Source organism: Agrobacterium sp. GD03872, from assembly GCF_029840625.1.
GTDB lineage: Bacteria > Pseudomonadota > Alphaproteobacteria > Rhizobiales > Rhizobiaceae > Agrobacterium > Agrobacterium fabrum_A.
In genome coordinates this window covers 1-15,685 of record NZ_JAOCCY010000015.1, presented here as the reverse complement: position 1 = coordinate 15,685, position 15,685 = coordinate 1, and the positions used below count along the sequence as shown (strand labels likewise).

The window sequence follows — 15,685 nt, the reverse complement described above, 5'->3', positions numbered from 1 at the left end:
CATGGACCCACATCAGGAAGCGACCGCCACGCAGAAGGTGAAGCCGAGCAGAGGCAGGAAGATCGCCGGCCTGCTCCTCTGCCTTGCCGCCGTCGCGGTTGGGGCGGGCGGATGGGCCTGGAGCCGCGCGGGCGATGCGGCATCCACCGACAACGCTTATGTGCGCGGCGACGTCACTTCTCTTGCGCCGAAGATTTCGGGCTATGTAACCGGGGTCGATGTTCGTGACAACCAGACGGTTCGCGCAGGCGACGTGCTGTTTCGCATCGATGACCGGGACTATCTTGCCCGGCTGGCGCAGGCGGCGGCGAATGTCGACGCCGCAGACGCCCGGCTGGCCAATGTCGATGCGGAGGTTCGGCTTCAGGATGTCCTCATCCGGCAGGCCGAGGCTCAGCGTCGCGCGGCGATCGCGGAGCTTGATCTGGCGACCAAGGCATTCGGCCGGCAACGCAGCCTCATCCGCAGCAGTGCTGTCAGCCAGGCCCGCGTCGATGAGAGCGATTCGGCGCTGGCGCGGGCGGAGGCAAGTCTTGCCGCGGCGACCTCGACGGTCGAAGCCCAGCAGCAGCGTACCGCCGTGCTTGCCGCCCAGCGCGAAGCGGCGGTTGCCGCCGTGGCGCAGGCGAAGGCCGCGCGCGATCTCGCCGAAATCGACCTCGACAGCACCGTCGTCCGCGCGCCGGTTGGCGGCGTCGTCGGCAATCGGCAGGTCCGTGTTGGCCGGCTCGTTGCGCCCGGGGTTTCACTGCTCGATATAGTTCCCGTCAATGACGTCTGGCTGGTGGCGAATTTCAAGGAAACGCAGCTTGAACAGATCCGCTCGGGCCAGCGTGTACACATCACCGTCGACGGCTATCCTCATGAGACACTGGAAGGCGTGGTCGATAGTTTTGCTCCCGGCAGCGGTTCGGCCTTCAGCCTGCTTCCCGCTGATAATGCCACCGGCAACTTCGTTCGCGTGGTCCAGCGTGTTCCGGTAAAAATCCGCTTTGCCGGCAATCCGCTGCCCGGCCGGCTTGTGCCTGGCCTGTCCGCCCGCGTCGAAGTCGATCTCAGGAGCGGGCAATGACCGTCATCGTTGCAGAAGCGCCGCGCGAGCGGTCGGCGGCCGGGCCGCTGTTCATCACCGGCATCGTGCTGGCCGCCCTCACCGAGGCGGTCGCCAGCACCGTCCTTGCACTCGGGCGCGCCGACATGGCCGGCGATACCCATGCTACACCCGATGAATTCGCCTGGCTGGATATCGGCTATACCGCGTTCAAATTGATCGGGTTCATGGCAGCGGCCGGATTGATGGCGCGTTCCAGTCCGCGCAACCTGGTTCTCGGCGCGACCCTTGTCATGGGCGGCGCATGTGGTCTCGCCGCCGTCACGGCGCGCCTGGATCTGCTGATCGCGCTCCGGCTCATGCAGGGTTTTTCCGGCGGTGTCCTGCTCGTGGCGGGTCAGGCCGCGATCTTTCTCGCCTATCCGGCGTCTCGCCAGCCTTTCCTGCAATGCCTGTTCGCCATCGGCTCCGTTGTCGCCCCCGCGACGGTCGCGCCGGCCCTGGAGGGCTGGCTGCTCGACAGCCAGTCATGGTCATGGATATTCTTCTTTGTGGTTCCCGTCGCCCTGGCGGCGGCCGGGATTCTGGTCTACGCGGATGATCCGATCCCGGCCGGGCCCGCGTCGCGCCCGTTCGACTGGACAGGTTTTACGCTCCTCGCCGTGGCGCTGTTCTGCCTGACCTATCTCTTCAGCCAGGGCAGCCGATGGGACTGGTTCGAGGCGCGGCATATCCTGTGGCTGGCGGTCATAGCCGCTTCCGCCCTGCTGGCGTTCCTTGGCCGGCAAGTGCTTGCCGGAGGTCGGGGTCTCATCGATGTCACCCTGTTCGGATCGTCGGATTTTACCTTTGCCTTCATCGTGAGTTTTGTGGCCGGCGCCGCGCTCTTCGGCAGCGCGTTCCTGATACCGTCTTTTGCCGTCTCCGTGCTTGCCTTCACGCCCACGGATGCCGGCGCACTCCTCCTGCCGAGCGGTGCGCTGTTCGTTGCCGCGCTGCTTCTCGCAGCCTTTCTCATACAGGCCCGGGGCGTGGCGCCCTTCGCCACCGTGCCGTTCGGCATCCTCATGATCATGGCGGCGATGTGGATGCTGTCGGGCTCGAGCGGCGAGAGCGGTGCGGGCGACATGATGGCGGCGATCCTGCTGCGCGGCCTCGGGCTCGGCTTCCTGTTCCTGTCGATCAACCTGATCGCCTTCGGCAAGCTCGACGCCCGGAACCTTGCGGGCGGCATCGGCCTCTTCAATACCGGCCGTCAGCTTGGCGGGCTTATGGGGGTAGCCGGGCTTCAGACGCTGATCGACCACGCAACGGTGGCGAACACTACGGTGCTCGGCGCCAGCGTCACCGCGGGAACGCCCGCGGTCCTGGATCGGTTGACCGCGATGACGGCGCTGTTCAGCGCGAAGGGCCTGGATGCCGCTGCCGCCGGCCGGGCAGCGACCGGCCTTCTGGGGCGCAGCGTGACCGGCCAGTCGATCGTGATTGCCTTCGACACCGCTTTCGCCGCGGTCGCGCTTCTTTTTCTCGTCGCTGCGCCGGTGCTGGTTGCAATCAAGATCGCGCTCGCCAAACGTGACCACCGGGCGCAGTCAACGGCCATTTCCTGATGGTTTCATGAACGGTTGTCCTCACCGGCGTTTAACTTGATCTGCGGGAGAAGATTCCCGGCATGGCCGTCATCGACGGAGCGTATTCTTTCCCGGTGACGAAGAACGGCTTTTTTCAAGTGCCTGTCGGTTTCGCTTCGCATACACTGCAACCGGACGAGTTCGTAGACCTATATTGTGGATGGAGGGCGGATTGGCTGTCACGGCCCATATTTCAGTGGACGATGCGGTTGCCGGGATAGGGCGTATTCTCGATCGTCCGCCGGAAATCGCTGGCGAGCCGTTCAGGGATGCAGTTCGCGTTACGAACCGATGGGGACACGGTGCCCTTCATGATTCCCTGCCGGCCCTGCCTGAACATGTCATCATGACCTATTATGGCGTTGACCGGGATATTGTCTGGCGCACCGAGGGGAAGCGGCTGGCGTCTCGAACGCGTAGCGGCACGATCACGCTCATTCCTGAAGGGCATGACGGGCGTTGGGACATCGGCGGCTCCATCGAGGTCAATCATGTTATCTTCCCGATCACCGGCTTCAGGCTGGCGCCGCTCAATTCACCGGCGGTGGCCGCGTTGAACTTGTTGGCAGAGTGGGATTTGAAGACCCCTGTGCCGCACGCATTCTGGAGCTGCTCGGCCGCGAAGCGTCTCGCAACGATCCAGCATCGCGACTTTTTGTCGATCAGGCGATAGACCTGCTTTGCATCCAGCTCGTGCGCGCCCACAGCAGCGTCAACGCGCTGGAACGAGAAGCGCCGCGCGGCGGACTTGCCGACTGGCAGGTGCGGCGGGTCACACGCTATATGCAGGAACATCTTGGTGAGGAGATTGGCCTGGACGAGCTTGCTGCGCTGGTGAGCCTCAGCCGGTTTCATTTTTGTACCGCCTTTCGGAAGGCAACCGGCCATACGCCGCATAATTGGCTTGTCGCATTGCGGATTGAGGAGGCTCGACGCCACCTGAATGAACGAATGCTGGCTGTTACCGATATTGCACTGATGGTGGGGTATCAGACCCCGTCGTCCTTCGCCGCAGCATTCCGAAAACTGGTGGGAATGACACCAAGCGAATATCGTCGGCAGATTATGTAGAAAGACGAAGGGCAACGGCGCCCGTGCGGGGCGCCGAGGCGGGCATTCGCTGGGAACCTTCCTGATCGGAGTCCCCGATTGGACATTCGTCGGTCTACATGGCCCTTAATGGCGCGAAGTCAGTCGAAATCGATGTCTCGCGCCATTCCGCCAGAATTGCCGCATCGGCTGCGTGTTTGGCCTCGATGGCCTGCACTGTATCGCTGCCGAGCGGGAGACGGACCGGGGGATTCGGTGCATCCGCGAACTCCACGAGAACTTTCGCAAGTCTGTCCGGATCACCGGGCTGGCCGTGATTGAGATCGCTCGCGATCTGGCGGACGTGTCCAGCCGTGCCGTTGTAGTCGGGAATGCCATTTCCGCTGATGGACAATGACGTGGAGTCCAGAAAGTCCGTGCGGAAATAGCCGGGTTCGACCACCGTCACATGAATCCCAAGCGGGGCCAGTTCGGCGTGTAGCGCCTCGGACAACCCTTCGACCGCGAACTTGGTCGAACTGTAGACGCCGAAGCCTGCCGCGCCGCGATAACCGCCGATCGACGAGATATTGAGAATGCGTCCCGAACGCTGGGCGCGCATTTGCGGAAGAACGGCGCGGGTAACAGCCAATAAACCGAAGACATTCGTGCGATACAGCCTCTCCACCTCTTCTGCCGTTGCCTCCTCCACAGCACCAAGAAGGCCGAAACCGGCATTGTTCAGGAGCAGGTCGATGCGGCCGAAGCGTGAGATTGCTGCCTTTGCCGCCTCCTGCGCCTGCGCTTCATCCGTGACGTCGAGCGGGACGGCAAGCAGCCGGGGATGTTCGCCGAGAGCTTCGATCACGGCGTCGGCGCGCCGTGCGGTTGCGACGACATTGTCGCCGCGCTCCAATGCCAGTTTCGCGATGCGAAGGCCGAACCCCCGCGATGCGCCCGTTATGAACCAGGTTTTCATGATGAGTACTCCTTTGCAGCACCTTGCTGCTCAGAAATTACTATCGAACCTGGCTCAGGCACGCCGTTCGCAGATTTCGGCGACTATCGCAATATTGCGCAATTGAACGATGTCGGCGACCGTCACACGTCGAGATAGGACAGAATGGTGGCGGTTACGTCAGGCGACGCCTGCGTCCCAGCCGAAGCGTCCACCTGCCCGTCGCTCTCGCTCGTATTGTCCTGCGCCGCAGCCTCCGGTCCGGCGGCTGAGAGAAGGGAGGCGATATCCTGGACCGAGCTGTTTGCGGACTTGCTGCTATTCAATGCCGCAACCTGCGCCGAAGTCATGGCGGCGACCTGTCCGGGCGTGAAGGCGGCCGCCTGGGATGACGTCAAGGCCGCAAGCGTACCGGTGCTCAATCCCAGGATCGCGCTCGAGTTCAGGCTGATGATCTGCTCGGCGGAAAATGCTGCGAGATCGTCGCCGCCAAGCGCGGCCGCCTGCATCGAGCTGAGGGCACCGACCTGCGACAGGGACAATGCTCCGATTTGTGTGGCGCCCATTGCCGCCACCTGGCCATAGCTCAGCGAGGCCACCTGACCCGTCGTCAAAGCGGCGATCTTCTCCGGGGATAGCGACGCCACGACGCTGGTGGACAGTCCCCTGATCGCCGCCGAACTGATGACAGCGATTTCCCCGGTCGAGAACGTCGCGATATCTTCCGTCGTCAGTCCGGCAAGTCCAGCCGAACTCATTGCGGCGATCTGGCTGGTAGAGAAAGCTTCGATCTGGTCCTTGCCAAGGGCGCTGATCTGATCGCTGGTCAGTCCGGCGACGCCAGCCGTGCTCAGCGCTGCGACCTTTGCGGTCGAAAGAGCGGCAACGAAGTCCGTAGACAGGCCCTTTATCGCGCTTGAGCCGATTGCGGCAAGCTCCTCCGCCGAGAAGGTTCCCAGCATTTCCGTGGACAGACCCTTAAGCGCGTCCGAATTCAATGCGCCTATCTGACGGGTGGACAATGCCTCGACCTGTTCAGCGCTCAAGGCGCCGGTCTGGGCGCTGCCGAGACCGGCAACAGCCTTGGCGTCCAGGGCGGCGATCTGCGCGGTGGAGAGGGAGGCGATGCCGGCCTCGCTCAGGGCTGCGACCTGTCTCGAGGTGAGCGCACCGATCTGGGCATTGGTCAGCGCGTCCATCTGGCCGGTGCTGAGGATCGCTATCTGGTCGGTGGTCAGACCTGGTATCGCCGCCGCGCCGAGGGCCGCGATCTGGGCCGTCGTCAGAGAAGCGATCGCTGCCAGCGACAAGCCGGAGACCGCGCTGGAACTGATTGCAGCCAGCTCTGCTGCGGTAAACGTATCAAGATCATCGGCATTGAGTGCGGCAAGCTGCTTCGAGCTGAGCGCACCGATCTGCGCGCTCGTCAGGGCCTCGACCTGCTCGGTGTTGAGGGCCGCGAGCTGATCGGTGGTCAGACCCGCCACGCCTGCCGTGCTGAGTGCGGCTATCTGGGTCGCTGCCAGGGAGGCGATGTCGGCTGGACTGAGGGCGGCAACCTGCCTGGAGGTGAGTGCAGCGACCTGTGCGGTGGTGAGGGCATCCACCTGACCGGTGCCGAGGGCGACGATCTGGTCGGTGGTCAGGCCCGATATCGCCGCCGTGCCGAGAGCCGCGATCTGGGCTGTTGTCAGTGAAGCGATCATCGCCGTCGACAGGCCCGCGACCGCACTGGCGCTGATTGCGGCCAGCTCTGCGGCGGTGAAGGTGTCAAGACCTTCGGCCTTGAGCGCCGCGATCTGTTTCGAGCTGAGAACGCCGATCTGGGCACTGGTCAGGGCCTCGACCTGGCTGGTGTTCAAGGCGGCGATCTGGTCGGTGGTCAGGCCGGCCATGCCCGCCGCGCTGAGCGCAGCTATCTGGGCTGCTGAAAGCGAGGCGATGCTCGCCACGCTCAGCGCCGCAAGCTGCTTCGAGGTGAGAGCGCCGACCTGCGCACTGGTCAGGGCGTCCACTTGATCGCCGGTCAAGACGGCAACCTGCGCCGTGCTCAGCCCGCCAATGCCGGCCACGCTCAGCGCGGCAATCTGGGCCGTGCTCATTGACGCTATGGTTTCCGCAGACAGGCCCGCGATAGCACTCGAGCCGAGTGCGGCAATGTCCCTGGTCGAGAAGGTCGCAATGTCGTCCGTACCCAGGGCCGCGATCTGTTTCGAGCTGAGCGCGCCGACCTGATTACTGTTCAGCGCCTCGACCTGATCGGTGCTGAGGGCCGCGATCTGATCGGTGGTCAGGCCCGTGATGCCCGCAGCGCTAAAGGCGCCGATCTGGGTTGTGGAAAGCGAGGCGATGTCGGTCACCTGCAACGCCGCAACCTGCCGGGAGGTGAGGGTGCCGATCTGGGTATTGGTGAGGGCGTTCACCTGGTCGCTCGTGAGCGCCGCGATCTGCCCGGTGCCCAGTCCACTCACACCGGCCGGACTCAGCGCCGCGATCTGCGCTGTCGTCAGTGATGCTATGGTTTCCGTTGAAAGACCCGGTATCGCATTCGAACCGATCGCCGCAATGTCCCTGGTCGAGAAGGTCGCTATATCATCCGCGCCCAGAGCCGCTATCTGCGCCGAACTCAACGCACCGACCTGTGCGGTGGTCAGGGCCTCGGCCTGAGCGGTGCTCAGGGCGGCGATCTGCGCGGTACTGAGCACTCCGATGCTTCTTGTGCTCAGGGCTGAGATTTGCGCCACTGTCAGCGACGCCATGGTCTCCGTTGACAAGCCGGGTATCGCATTCGAGCTGATTGCGGCAATGTCCTTGGTCGAGAATGTCGCAATGTCGTCCGCGCTCAGGACCGCTATCTGTTTCGAGGTGAGAGCGCCAACCTGGGTGGTGGTCAAGGCCTCGACCTGAGCTGCCGTCAATGCGGCGATCTGGGCGGTGCTCAGCGCGCCGACGCTTTGCGTATTCAGGGCGGCAATCTGGGCTGTCGTCAGTGACGCGATGATCTCCGCCGACAATCCCGGGATCGCACTCGAACTGATCGCGGCGATGTCCTTGGTCGTGAAGCGTGCCAGGTCCTCCGTCCCCAATGCTGAAATCTGTGTGGAGTCGAGATTGAGGATCTGCGTGCTCGTCAGGGCTTCAACTTGCGCGGTGCTGAGGGTCGCAAGCTGTTGTGCGCTAAGTCCGGCAATGCCTGCGGTGCCCAGCGCGGCAATCTGGGCCGTTGAAAGAGCGGCTATGTCGTCTGTTCCAAGCGAAGCGACTTGTGCTGCGGTCAACGTCGCCATCTGCCTGGTCGACAGCATGGAAATCTGGCCGGTGCCGAGGGCGGCGATCTGGCCGGTTGAAAGTCCGGCGATACCGGAGGTGCTTATGGCTGCAATCTGGGTTACTGAAAGCGATGTTATGTTCCCCGTACCCATGGCCGCGATCTGTCCCGCGCTGAGGGACGCGATCTGAACGGTGGTCAAGGCCGCGAACTGGTCGATGCGCAGGGCTGCAATCTGGTCAAGGGTCAGACCCTTGACGCCTAATGCGCTCAACACGGCGGTCTGGCTGGTGGACAGGACTGCAACATCCTCACCCAGGGCGGCCACTTGCGCCGAACTCAGCGCCTTGATCTGCGCGGAGGATAAAAGGCTGACCTGATTACCGCTCAGGGCTTCGACCTGGTCGGGCGTCAGACCGGTAACCGCACTGGTGCTCAGAGCGGCGATTTGAGCCGCGGTAAGCGCTGCGATGACATCCGTGTTCAAGCCCGACACGGCCTTATTTGTGATCGCCGCGATGTCGGCGGTCGAAAATGTCGCCAGGTCTTCGACGCTCAGCGCCGCAAGCTGCGCTGAGCTCAGGGACCTCACCTGTGTCGCCGACAGGGTTTCGACCTGTTGGGTGTTCAGGGCTTCGATCTGATCGGCCGTCAGCCCGGCGATGGCGCTGGTGGTCAGGGCGGCGATCTGCGCCGTGGTCAGCGCCGCGATTGCATCCGGGCTGAGACCGGACATTGCCTTGCCGGTGATTGCCGCGATATCGGCGGTCGAAAATGTCGCTATGTCTTCGGCGCTCAGGGCTGCGAGTTGCATCGTGCTCAGCACCTTCACCTGCGCTGCAGACAGGGCTTCGACCTGTTGGGTGCTCAGGGCCTCGATCTGATCGGCGATCAGGCTCGCGATCACGCCGGTGTTCAGGGCGACAATCTGGGCGGCTGACAGGGCCTCGATCTGACCAGCGCTCAAGGCCTGGAATTGCGCGGCGCCGAGCGCGCGCATCTGGCCCGTCGTCAACGCCGCGATCTGATCTTTCGTGAGCAGGCTGATCGCCTCCGTGCCAAGACGCGGCATCGCCCCGCTCGTGATCGCCGCGATATCGGCGGTCGAGAAAGTTGCGATATCGTCAGCACTCAGGACCGCAAGTTGCGCCGCATTCAGCGATCTCACCTGTTCCGGAGACAGGGCTTCGACCTGGTTCGTGCTAAGGGCGGCGATATGTGTCGTCTTGAGTGCGGCAATCTGGGCCGTGGTCAATGCGGCGATCTGATCGGTGCTCAAGGTCTCGATCTGCTCGGTCGTCAGGCCCGCAATCGCGCTTGCGTTGAGGGCGGCGATACGCTCCGGAGCAAGATCGGCGATTGCTGCGATGCTCAGGCCAGGCATGGCCTTGATGGAAATCGCGGCAAGGTCGGCCGTCGAGAAGGTGGCGATATCATCCGTGCCGAGGGCAGCGATTTGCAACGAGCTCAATACCCTGATCTGCGCCGGCGACAGGGCTTCGGCCTGATCCGGGCTCAACACCGCGATCTGATCGGTCGTCAGGCCGGCAACAGTGCTTGGGCTGAGGGCGGCGATCTGGTCCGGGGTCAGCCCTGCGATCACCTCCGTGCTGAGGCCCGGCATGGCTCTGGCCGTAATCGCCGCCATGTCGGCGGTTGAAAATGTTGCGACATCCTCCACGCTCAGGGCCGCAAGCTGCACCGCGCTCAGGACACGCACCTGGGAGGAGGTCAAGGCCTCCGCCTGATCCGTCGTCAGGCCATGAAGCTGGGTGGTCGTCAGTGCGGAAACCTGTATCGAGCTCAGGCTTTTGATGGCGTATTGATCGAGAATATTGAGTTGATCCAGCGTCAGACCAACGATGGCGCCCTGTGAAATGGCGCTCAACTGTTGAGAGTTGAGGACTTTGACGTCCTCAGTATCCAATGCGGCGATCTGAGCCGAGGAGAGCGCCTTGATCTGGGCTGTGGAAAGCGACGCCACGTCTTCGGTCGTCCAGGCTGCGACCGCCTCTGTCGAGAGATATCTGATCTGATTGACATTCAGGGAAGAGATGATCGACGTCATGTCCGAAAAATCCTAAAGCCTAAGCGCGACAGATGGATTTTCTGCCCAGGGCCCCGAAGGGCGTCGGTCACTCAACTCCACCATTTTTCAGATATTGAGTACGCAATCGGGCTTGCCTGAACCTGAAGTTGCTATGTCGCCGTCGATCTCCCTTAACGATACTGCCATTAACGCCGCAAAACATCGGAGGCGCCAAGCCGCCGCTGGCTGCGCGTGCCGCATGCGTTCATCGCAAGTGTATAAAATGCGGGATCGGGCTCAGACGGGCGAATGCAGGAAGGCCGGCATCGTGCCGCCGCCTGACAGCTTCGCGAGATAGAGGCGGGCGGTGTCGAGCGCTTCGCGGATGGTCGCATCCATATCGAGATAACGATACGTCCCGAGCCGCCCGACAAAGGTGACCGACGCTTCCCGTTCGGCACGCGCCACATATTCGGCAAGCTGTTCTTTGTCCTCGACCAGCCGGATGGGATAATAGGGAATGTCCTGCGGGCCGCATTCACGGGAGAACTCCCTGTAGCAGACCGAGCCTTTATGTTCTTCCCACGGGGAAAAGTGCTTGTGTTCGGTGATGCGGGTAAAGGGTACGGAAACGTCGCCGTAATTCATCACCGCGCAGCCTTGATAGTCACCGTCATAGGTGAAGCGTTCGAAATCGAGCGTCCGGTATGCCAGGCGGCCGAATTCGAAGTCGAAATAACCATCGAGCGGACCCGAATAGAAGACGTGTCTGGATGCCGGCGCTTCGGCGCGGCGGAAATGCGTGCCGAGCGTCACCGTTATGTTGGGGTGATCGAGGATGCGTTCGATCATGTCGGTATAGCCGGTTTCCGGCATGCCCTGATATTTGTGGAAGAAATAATTGTCGTCGTAGTTGAAGCGCACGGGCAGGCGTTTCAGGATGGAGGCTGGCAGCTCCGTCGGTGAGCAGCCCCATTGTTTCTCGGTATATCCCTTGAAGAAGGCTTCGTAGAGATCGCGTCCGACGAAGCGCAGCGCCTGCTCCTCGAAGGTCTGCGGATCGGTAATCGACCTGTCGGCCTTTTCCTCGATGAAGGTTCGGGCTTCATCGGGCCGGAAGTTCCTGCCGAAGAACTGGTTGATCGTGTGCAGGTTGACCGGAAGGGAGTAGACGCGCTCGCTGCTCGTCGTCTTGACGCGGTTCTTGTAAGGCATGAAGGTCTGGAAACCGTTCACATAGTCCCAGACTTCCTTGTCGTCGGTATGGAAAATATGCGGACCGTAAACATGCACCATGACGCCAGTTTCGCCGTCGCGTTCGGTGTGGCAATTGCCGGCAATGTGATCGCGGGCATCGACGATGTCGACCATATGGCCGGCCAGCGCGAGTTCGCGCCCGATGACCGCGCCGGAAAGCCCGGCGCCAACAATGACAATTCTTTCGTCGGCGAACATTGATAATCAGTCCTGTTCATATGCCGCCCTGCGGGCGGTCAAGATTTGCATCGAAGAGTTGCCGCTGAACGCATGCCCGGCCCGAACGCGAATATCTCGTGTTCAGTTCTCCGGCTTTTGCCAGAGACGACGGTCATAGGGGATCGGCGCATAGTCGTGCCACTGATTGAGTTTCTTCAGATAGCGGTTCCGGTAGCTCTGTTCGTCTTCGAACTCGATGTTTTCCAGCAGGGCTTCGACACCCACTTCATAATAAATGTCGAGATTGCTGAGATCCGGCACCGGGGTCTCGCCGCGTTCGCATTCGCCCTGCATTTGCCAGAACAGCTCTTCCAGGCGGCGCGCCAGAGCGGGAATATCCCGCAATACGCTCGTCTCGCGTTGCCGGGCGATCGATTCCCTGACCGCCAGAAGGCTCTTGCGGTCGCGTTCGAAACCGATGGCGCGGGCGACATAATCTTCCGGCGAAGCGCAAAGCATTTCCGGAACGCCCGCTGCGGTGACGATGCTGCCGCAGAAACGTGCGGCAAAGGTCTTGCCGGACATGGTCAGGACAGGCAGGCCGGATGTTATCGCATCCGCTGCCGTGGAATGTGCGCCATAGGGGAAGGTGTCGAGAAACAGATCGGCAACGCCGATGCGGGCAATGTGCTGCGGATTCGGAGCCTTCGGTGCAAACACCAGCCGTTCGGCTGCGACGCCGCTTTTTTCCGCGAGCTCTCTCAGGCGTTGATTGACGTCGTCATCGCCCGTCAGCAGCCATAAAAGGCTGCCGGGCGTCTGCAGCAGGATCGTCATCCACCGTGCGAAGCAGCTTTCGGTAATTTTCTGCATGCCGTTAAAGCTGGCATATACGAACGCATCTTCCGGCAGTCCGACCTCGGCCCGGCTTGGCCGGGCGGCAATGGGCCGCTTCCGGTCGAGCGGCTGGTCGCAGGCGATGCGCAGGACCTTTTCGGAATAGTAGATTTCGTTCTCCGGCGGGATCATGTACCCGTCCGAGATCAGGTACTGATGAAACGGGCTCCCCATCGATCCGGGGTAACCGCAGAAACTGACGATGACCGGCGCGGGGCGATAAGCGAAAATCTTTGTGCGCGCATCCTTGGTGTAGCCGTTCACATCGATCAGTATGTCGATTTCGTCGGAGATGATCTGCGAGGCGGCGGCGGCATCGTCCAGACCGTGAATATCCCGCCAGCAATGAACCGCTGCCTTGATGCGCTCCTGCGTACTGTCAGTGCTGCGGACATTGCCGCAGTAATAGGCGAAAACCTCAAGACTGTTCCTGTCATGCAGTTCCAGAACCTCGCAGAGAGCAAAGCCCACGGCGTGGTCGCGAAGATCCGAGGAGAGATAGCCGACGCGCAGGCGCTCGCCGGTTCCGGATTTCTGCTTCGGCGATCTGCGCGGGAAACGGCTGAGGTCCGGACGCGCGCCGATCAGCGTCTTGCTGAGGCGATATGCCTTGGCCAGCTGGAACATCGGATCGTCGGCATAACAGCTCAGCGTCAGCGAGGACATGGCGTCGAGCATCTTGCGGACGGGGATATGGCTTGACGGCGCAAGCACTGGCCACTTGCACTGGCGCTGTCGCAGCGACACCCAGTGCTGGCCGGATTCCGGCAGTTCCGGCCGCAGCTCGAACGCCTGCAGCAAGGCGTTTTCGGCGTCATCAAGCCTTCCGGCGCCCTCAAGCACCCGGCCGATGTTCTGCAGGGTCATATGCCGATGGCCGACCGCCTCGGCGTCGAGCTGTTTCGTCGCCTCGGCATAATGCGACCATTGCTCCACCGCCTGGCCGATCAACCCGGCGTCTTCAAGCGCACGGCCGAGATTGATGTGGCCGGGAGCGAATTCCGGATTGGCCTTCAGGCAGGCGCGGAACGCCTGCACGGCGCCCGCGCGATCGCCAAGCTGATTGAGCACGACGGCATAGTTGAAGTAGGCGAGATGAATTGTGGGATTGTTGTCGTTGAATGCGACCCAGGTCTTGTAGAGCTCGGCGGCCGCGGCTCGCTGACCGGCAACATTCAGCGCCTCCGTCACACTCAGCAGGTCCATGAGACTCAACCGTTGGCTCCGCGCGAGATCGAGTGCACTGGGAGCGGCGGCGTCGTTTGAAGGAGAGACGTGGTTGGCGGTCATGACATCCTGCGGCAAGGCGACAAAGGGTCGAAGATGGAAACAGCCTGTTGATGGGCCGTCCTTTGCTATCGCAGGTAACTTGCCTGTGGCTGGATGTGTTTGAGGCGGGATTGCCTGTGCAGATCAGCCGGCGGCCGGGTGGGGCGAAGTTTCTTCCCAGTCAGACGCCGGTTCCTGAGGTATTGATGCTGTCACGCCGGAAGCAGGGACTGCTTACCTGTTCTAGCGGCGGGAATGTTTCATCCTGTAGCTCGCCAAAGCAATTGACGGATTGATGCGATAGACACTGTCGAAATCTTCATCCGTGAAGTATTGATAGGAATGCGCGACATATTCGCGGAAAAGGCCGTGCAGGTCCTGCCGCATCTGCTTGCCGGCCCACTCCAGCAGACCTGCCTTGAAGACGACGAAGATCGGGTAATATTTCGCCCTGAAGATCGGGTTTTCCAGGAAAAGCTTCTCGGTGTCTTTCAGCGCTGCGAACATTTCAAGCCGGCGTTCGTCAAAAGTGCTGGTGTGCTGCTCGCGTCCGGGGACGAGACGGTGCGTTGTCAGGCTGCTGTTAATGGCGAGAAAACGCCCGGCATTCATATAGGCCGCCCAATGCGGCAGGATGTCCTCGTTGATCCGCGCCGTGGAGAAACGCCAGTTCGTCCGGTGAATGAAAGATGTCCGTAATATCTTGTTCCAGGGGTAATTGATCGTCACCAGGAACTGCGCGGTCGAATCGAGATCGATCAGCGCCGTATCGCGGTTGCCGAGGACGGTATCCCAGATATTCTTGTCGATGGGCGGCATCTCGCCGGCATCGCCTCCTGCCGTTCTCAGCACGCTATATCTGAAGGACGCGACATCGATATCCGTGTCATCCATCAGGGGCAGAACGGTATCGACGGCTCCTTCATGCAGAAGGTCGTCGGCATCGTGAAACAGGCAATATTCGCTGTCGATGGTCGCCAGCGCCCTGTTGCGGGCAACGCCCGGCCCGGTGTTCGTCTCGCTGCGCATCAGCTTTATGTTGGCGTGCCGCGCCATGTATTGCTCAACGATGTCGCAGGTATGGTCGGTGGAGGCGTCGTCGACGACGACGATATCCATCTCGGTTTCATTGCGCAGAACACTGTCGAGTGTCTCGCCGATAAGATTGGCCATGTTGAAGGCCGGAATGATGATGGATATTTTTGCCATGAGAGATACTGAATGTCCTTTTGGAGCATTCTGCAATTTGAATGTATCTACGATACGACGCGGCCCGGGGGCCGCGTCGCAATTTGCTCGGTTCTTTAATTTTTACACAGCCTTATAGGCTTTGATGATCGCTTCGACCTGCGCATCGTTCATCACCTTCAGCTGCTGGGCCGAAAGTGCACCGGCCTGGGCGCTGCTGAGACCAGCCAGGGCGGCCGTGGAAAGACCGGCGACCGCGTTAGCGGCGATGGCCTTGATCTCATCGGTGGAGAAGAGCGCCAGTTCGTCGCTGCTCAGTGTCCCGATCTGGGCGGAGCTGAGGCCTGCGACCTGATCGGAGCCGAGGGCCTTGAGCTGGTCGGTCGACAGGGCTGCGAACTGCGCCGCGGAGAGCGCCGTGGCCTGTGCCTTGCTCAGCGCGGCGACATTGCCGGTGCTCAGCTTGGTGACGTCGATGCCGGCAAGCGCCTTGGCGCTGATGGCCTTGATCTCGTCGGTGGAGAAGGTGGAGAGAGCATCGGAGGTCAGGGCGCCCAGCTGCGTCGAAGACAGCGTTGCGATCTGCGTCTTCGTCAGTGCCGCAACATTCTCGGTGCTGAGAGCAGTCAGGGTGGCAGCGGAAAGGCCGGCCATGGCGTTAGCGCTGATGGCCTTGATCTCGTCGGTTGAGAAGAGCGCCAGTTCGTCGCTGCTCAGCGTGGCGATCTGGGCGGAGCTGAGGCCGGCGACCTGATCGGAACCGAGGGCCTTGATCTGGTCGGTCGACAGGGCTGCGAACTGTGCCGAAGAGAGTGCGGTGGCCTGTGCCTTGCTCAGCGCGGCGACATTACCGGTGCTCAGCTTGGTGACATCGAGGCCGGCGAGCGCCTTGGCGCTGATGGCCTTGATCTCGTCGGTGGAGAAGGTGGCGAGAGTATCGGAGGTCAGG

General features: G+C 61.9%; 9 protein-coding genes and 1 pseudogene. 4 read left to right on the top strand and 6 right to left on the bottom strand.

Annotated elements, in window-relative coordinates:
* Position 1: 1 nt before the first annotated feature.
* The 4 genes from N5D22_RS22300 (at position 2) to N5D22_RS22285 (ending at position 3,753) form a co-directional block, all read left to right on the top strand.
* Complete coding sequence (locus N5D22_RS22300; RefSeq protein WP_279657554.1) at positions 2 to 1,072, top strand: HlyD family secretion protein; 1,071 nt, start codon at positions 2 to 4, stop codon at positions 1,070 to 1,072.
* Positions 1,069 to 2,661: an MFS transporter gene (locus N5D22_RS22295; protein ID WP_279657553.1), complete on the top strand. Its 1,593-nt coding sequence runs from the start codon at positions 1,069 to 1,071 to the stop codon at positions 2,659 to 2,661. The genes N5D22_RS22300 and N5D22_RS22295 overlap by 4 nt, the downstream gene beginning before the upstream one ends.
* Before the next feature lie 193 nt (positions 2,662 to 2,854).
* Positions 2,855 to 3,355, top strand: coding sequence for a hypothetical protein (locus tag N5D22_RS22290; RefSeq protein WP_279657646.1), 501 nt, complete (start codon positions 2,855 to 2,857; stop codon positions 3,353 to 3,355).
* Positions 3,253 to 3,753: an AraC family transcriptional regulator gene (locus tag N5D22_RS22285; protein ID WP_279657552.1), complete on the top strand. Its 501-nt coding sequence runs from the start codon at positions 3,253 to 3,255 to the stop codon at positions 3,751 to 3,753. The genes N5D22_RS22290 and N5D22_RS22285 overlap by 103 nt, the downstream gene beginning before the upstream one ends.
* Before the next feature lie 94 nt (positions 3,754 to 3,847).
* Here the strand turns inward: N5D22_RS22285 and N5D22_RS22280 are convergent, their stop codons facing one another.
* The 6 genes and pseudogenes from N5D22_RS22280 to N5D22_RS22255 all read right to left on the bottom strand — a co-directional run.
* The gene (locus tag N5D22_RS22280) at positions 3,848 to 4,690 is read right to left on the bottom strand and encodes an oxidoreductase (protein WP_279657551.1); all 843 of its coding nucleotides are present in this window, start codon (positions 4,688 to 4,690) and stop codon (positions 3,848 to 3,850) included.
* A gap of 122 nt (positions 4,691 to 4,812) precedes the next feature.
* Entirely contained in the window at positions 4,813 to 10,005 is a 5,193-nt protein-coding gene (locus N5D22_RS22275) for an ice nucleation-like protein (RefSeq protein WP_279657550.1), read from the bottom strand.
* A gap of 258 nt (positions 10,006 to 10,263) precedes the next feature.
* Entirely contained in the window at positions 10,264 to 11,421 is a 1,158-nt protein-coding gene (gene glf / locus N5D22_RS22270) for a UDP-galactopyranose mutase (protein WP_279657549.1), read from the bottom strand.
* A 102-nt stretch (positions 11,422 to 11,523) separates the two neighbouring features.
* Positions 11,524 to 13,569, bottom strand: a complete 2,046-nt coding sequence (locus tag N5D22_RS22265; RefSeq protein WP_279657548.1) for a glycosyl transferase — start codon at positions 13,567 to 13,569, stop codon at positions 11,524 to 11,526.
* A gap of 222 nt (positions 13,570 to 13,791) precedes the next feature.
* The gene (locus N5D22_RS22260; protein ID WP_279657547.1) at positions 13,792 to 14,757 is read right to left on the bottom strand and encodes a glycosyltransferase family 2 protein; all 966 of its coding nucleotides are present in this window, start codon (positions 14,755 to 14,757) and stop codon (positions 13,792 to 13,794) included.
* Positions 14,758 to 14,859: 102 nt separating this feature from the next.
* Positions 14,860 to 15,685 (bottom strand): annotated as a pseudogene (locus N5D22_RS22255) (ice nucleation-like protein); the annotation flags it as partial.

Excerpts from the sequence above, each read along its gene's own strand:
- glf (WP_279657549.1), bottom strand. The coding sequence starts at position 11,421 with ATGTTCGCCGACGAAAGAATTGTCATTGTTGGCGCCGGGCTTTCCGGC.
- N5D22_RS22265 (WP_279657548.1), bottom strand. The coding sequence starts at position 13,569 with ATGACCGCCAACCACGTCTCTCCTTCAAACGACGCCGCCGCTCCCAGT.
- N5D22_RS22260 (WP_279657547.1), bottom strand. The coding sequence starts at position 14,757 with ATGGCAAAAATATCCATCATCATTCCGGCCTTCAACATGGCCAATCTT.
- N5D22_RS22300 (WP_279657554.1), top strand. The coding sequence starts at position 2 with ATGGACCCACATCAGGAAGCGACCGCCACGCAGAAGGTGAAGCCGAGC.
- N5D22_RS22275 (WP_279657550.1), bottom strand. The coding sequence starts at position 10,005 with ATGACGTCGATCATCTCTTCCCTGAATGTCAATCAGATCAGATATCTC.
- N5D22_RS22295 (WP_279657553.1), top strand. The coding sequence starts at position 1,069 with ATGACCGTCATCGTTGCAGAAGCGCCGCGCGAGCGGTCGGCGGCCGGG.
- N5D22_RS22280 (WP_279657551.1), bottom strand. The coding sequence starts at position 4,690 with ATGAAAACCTGGTTCATAACGGGCGCATCGCGGGGGTTCGGCCTTCGC.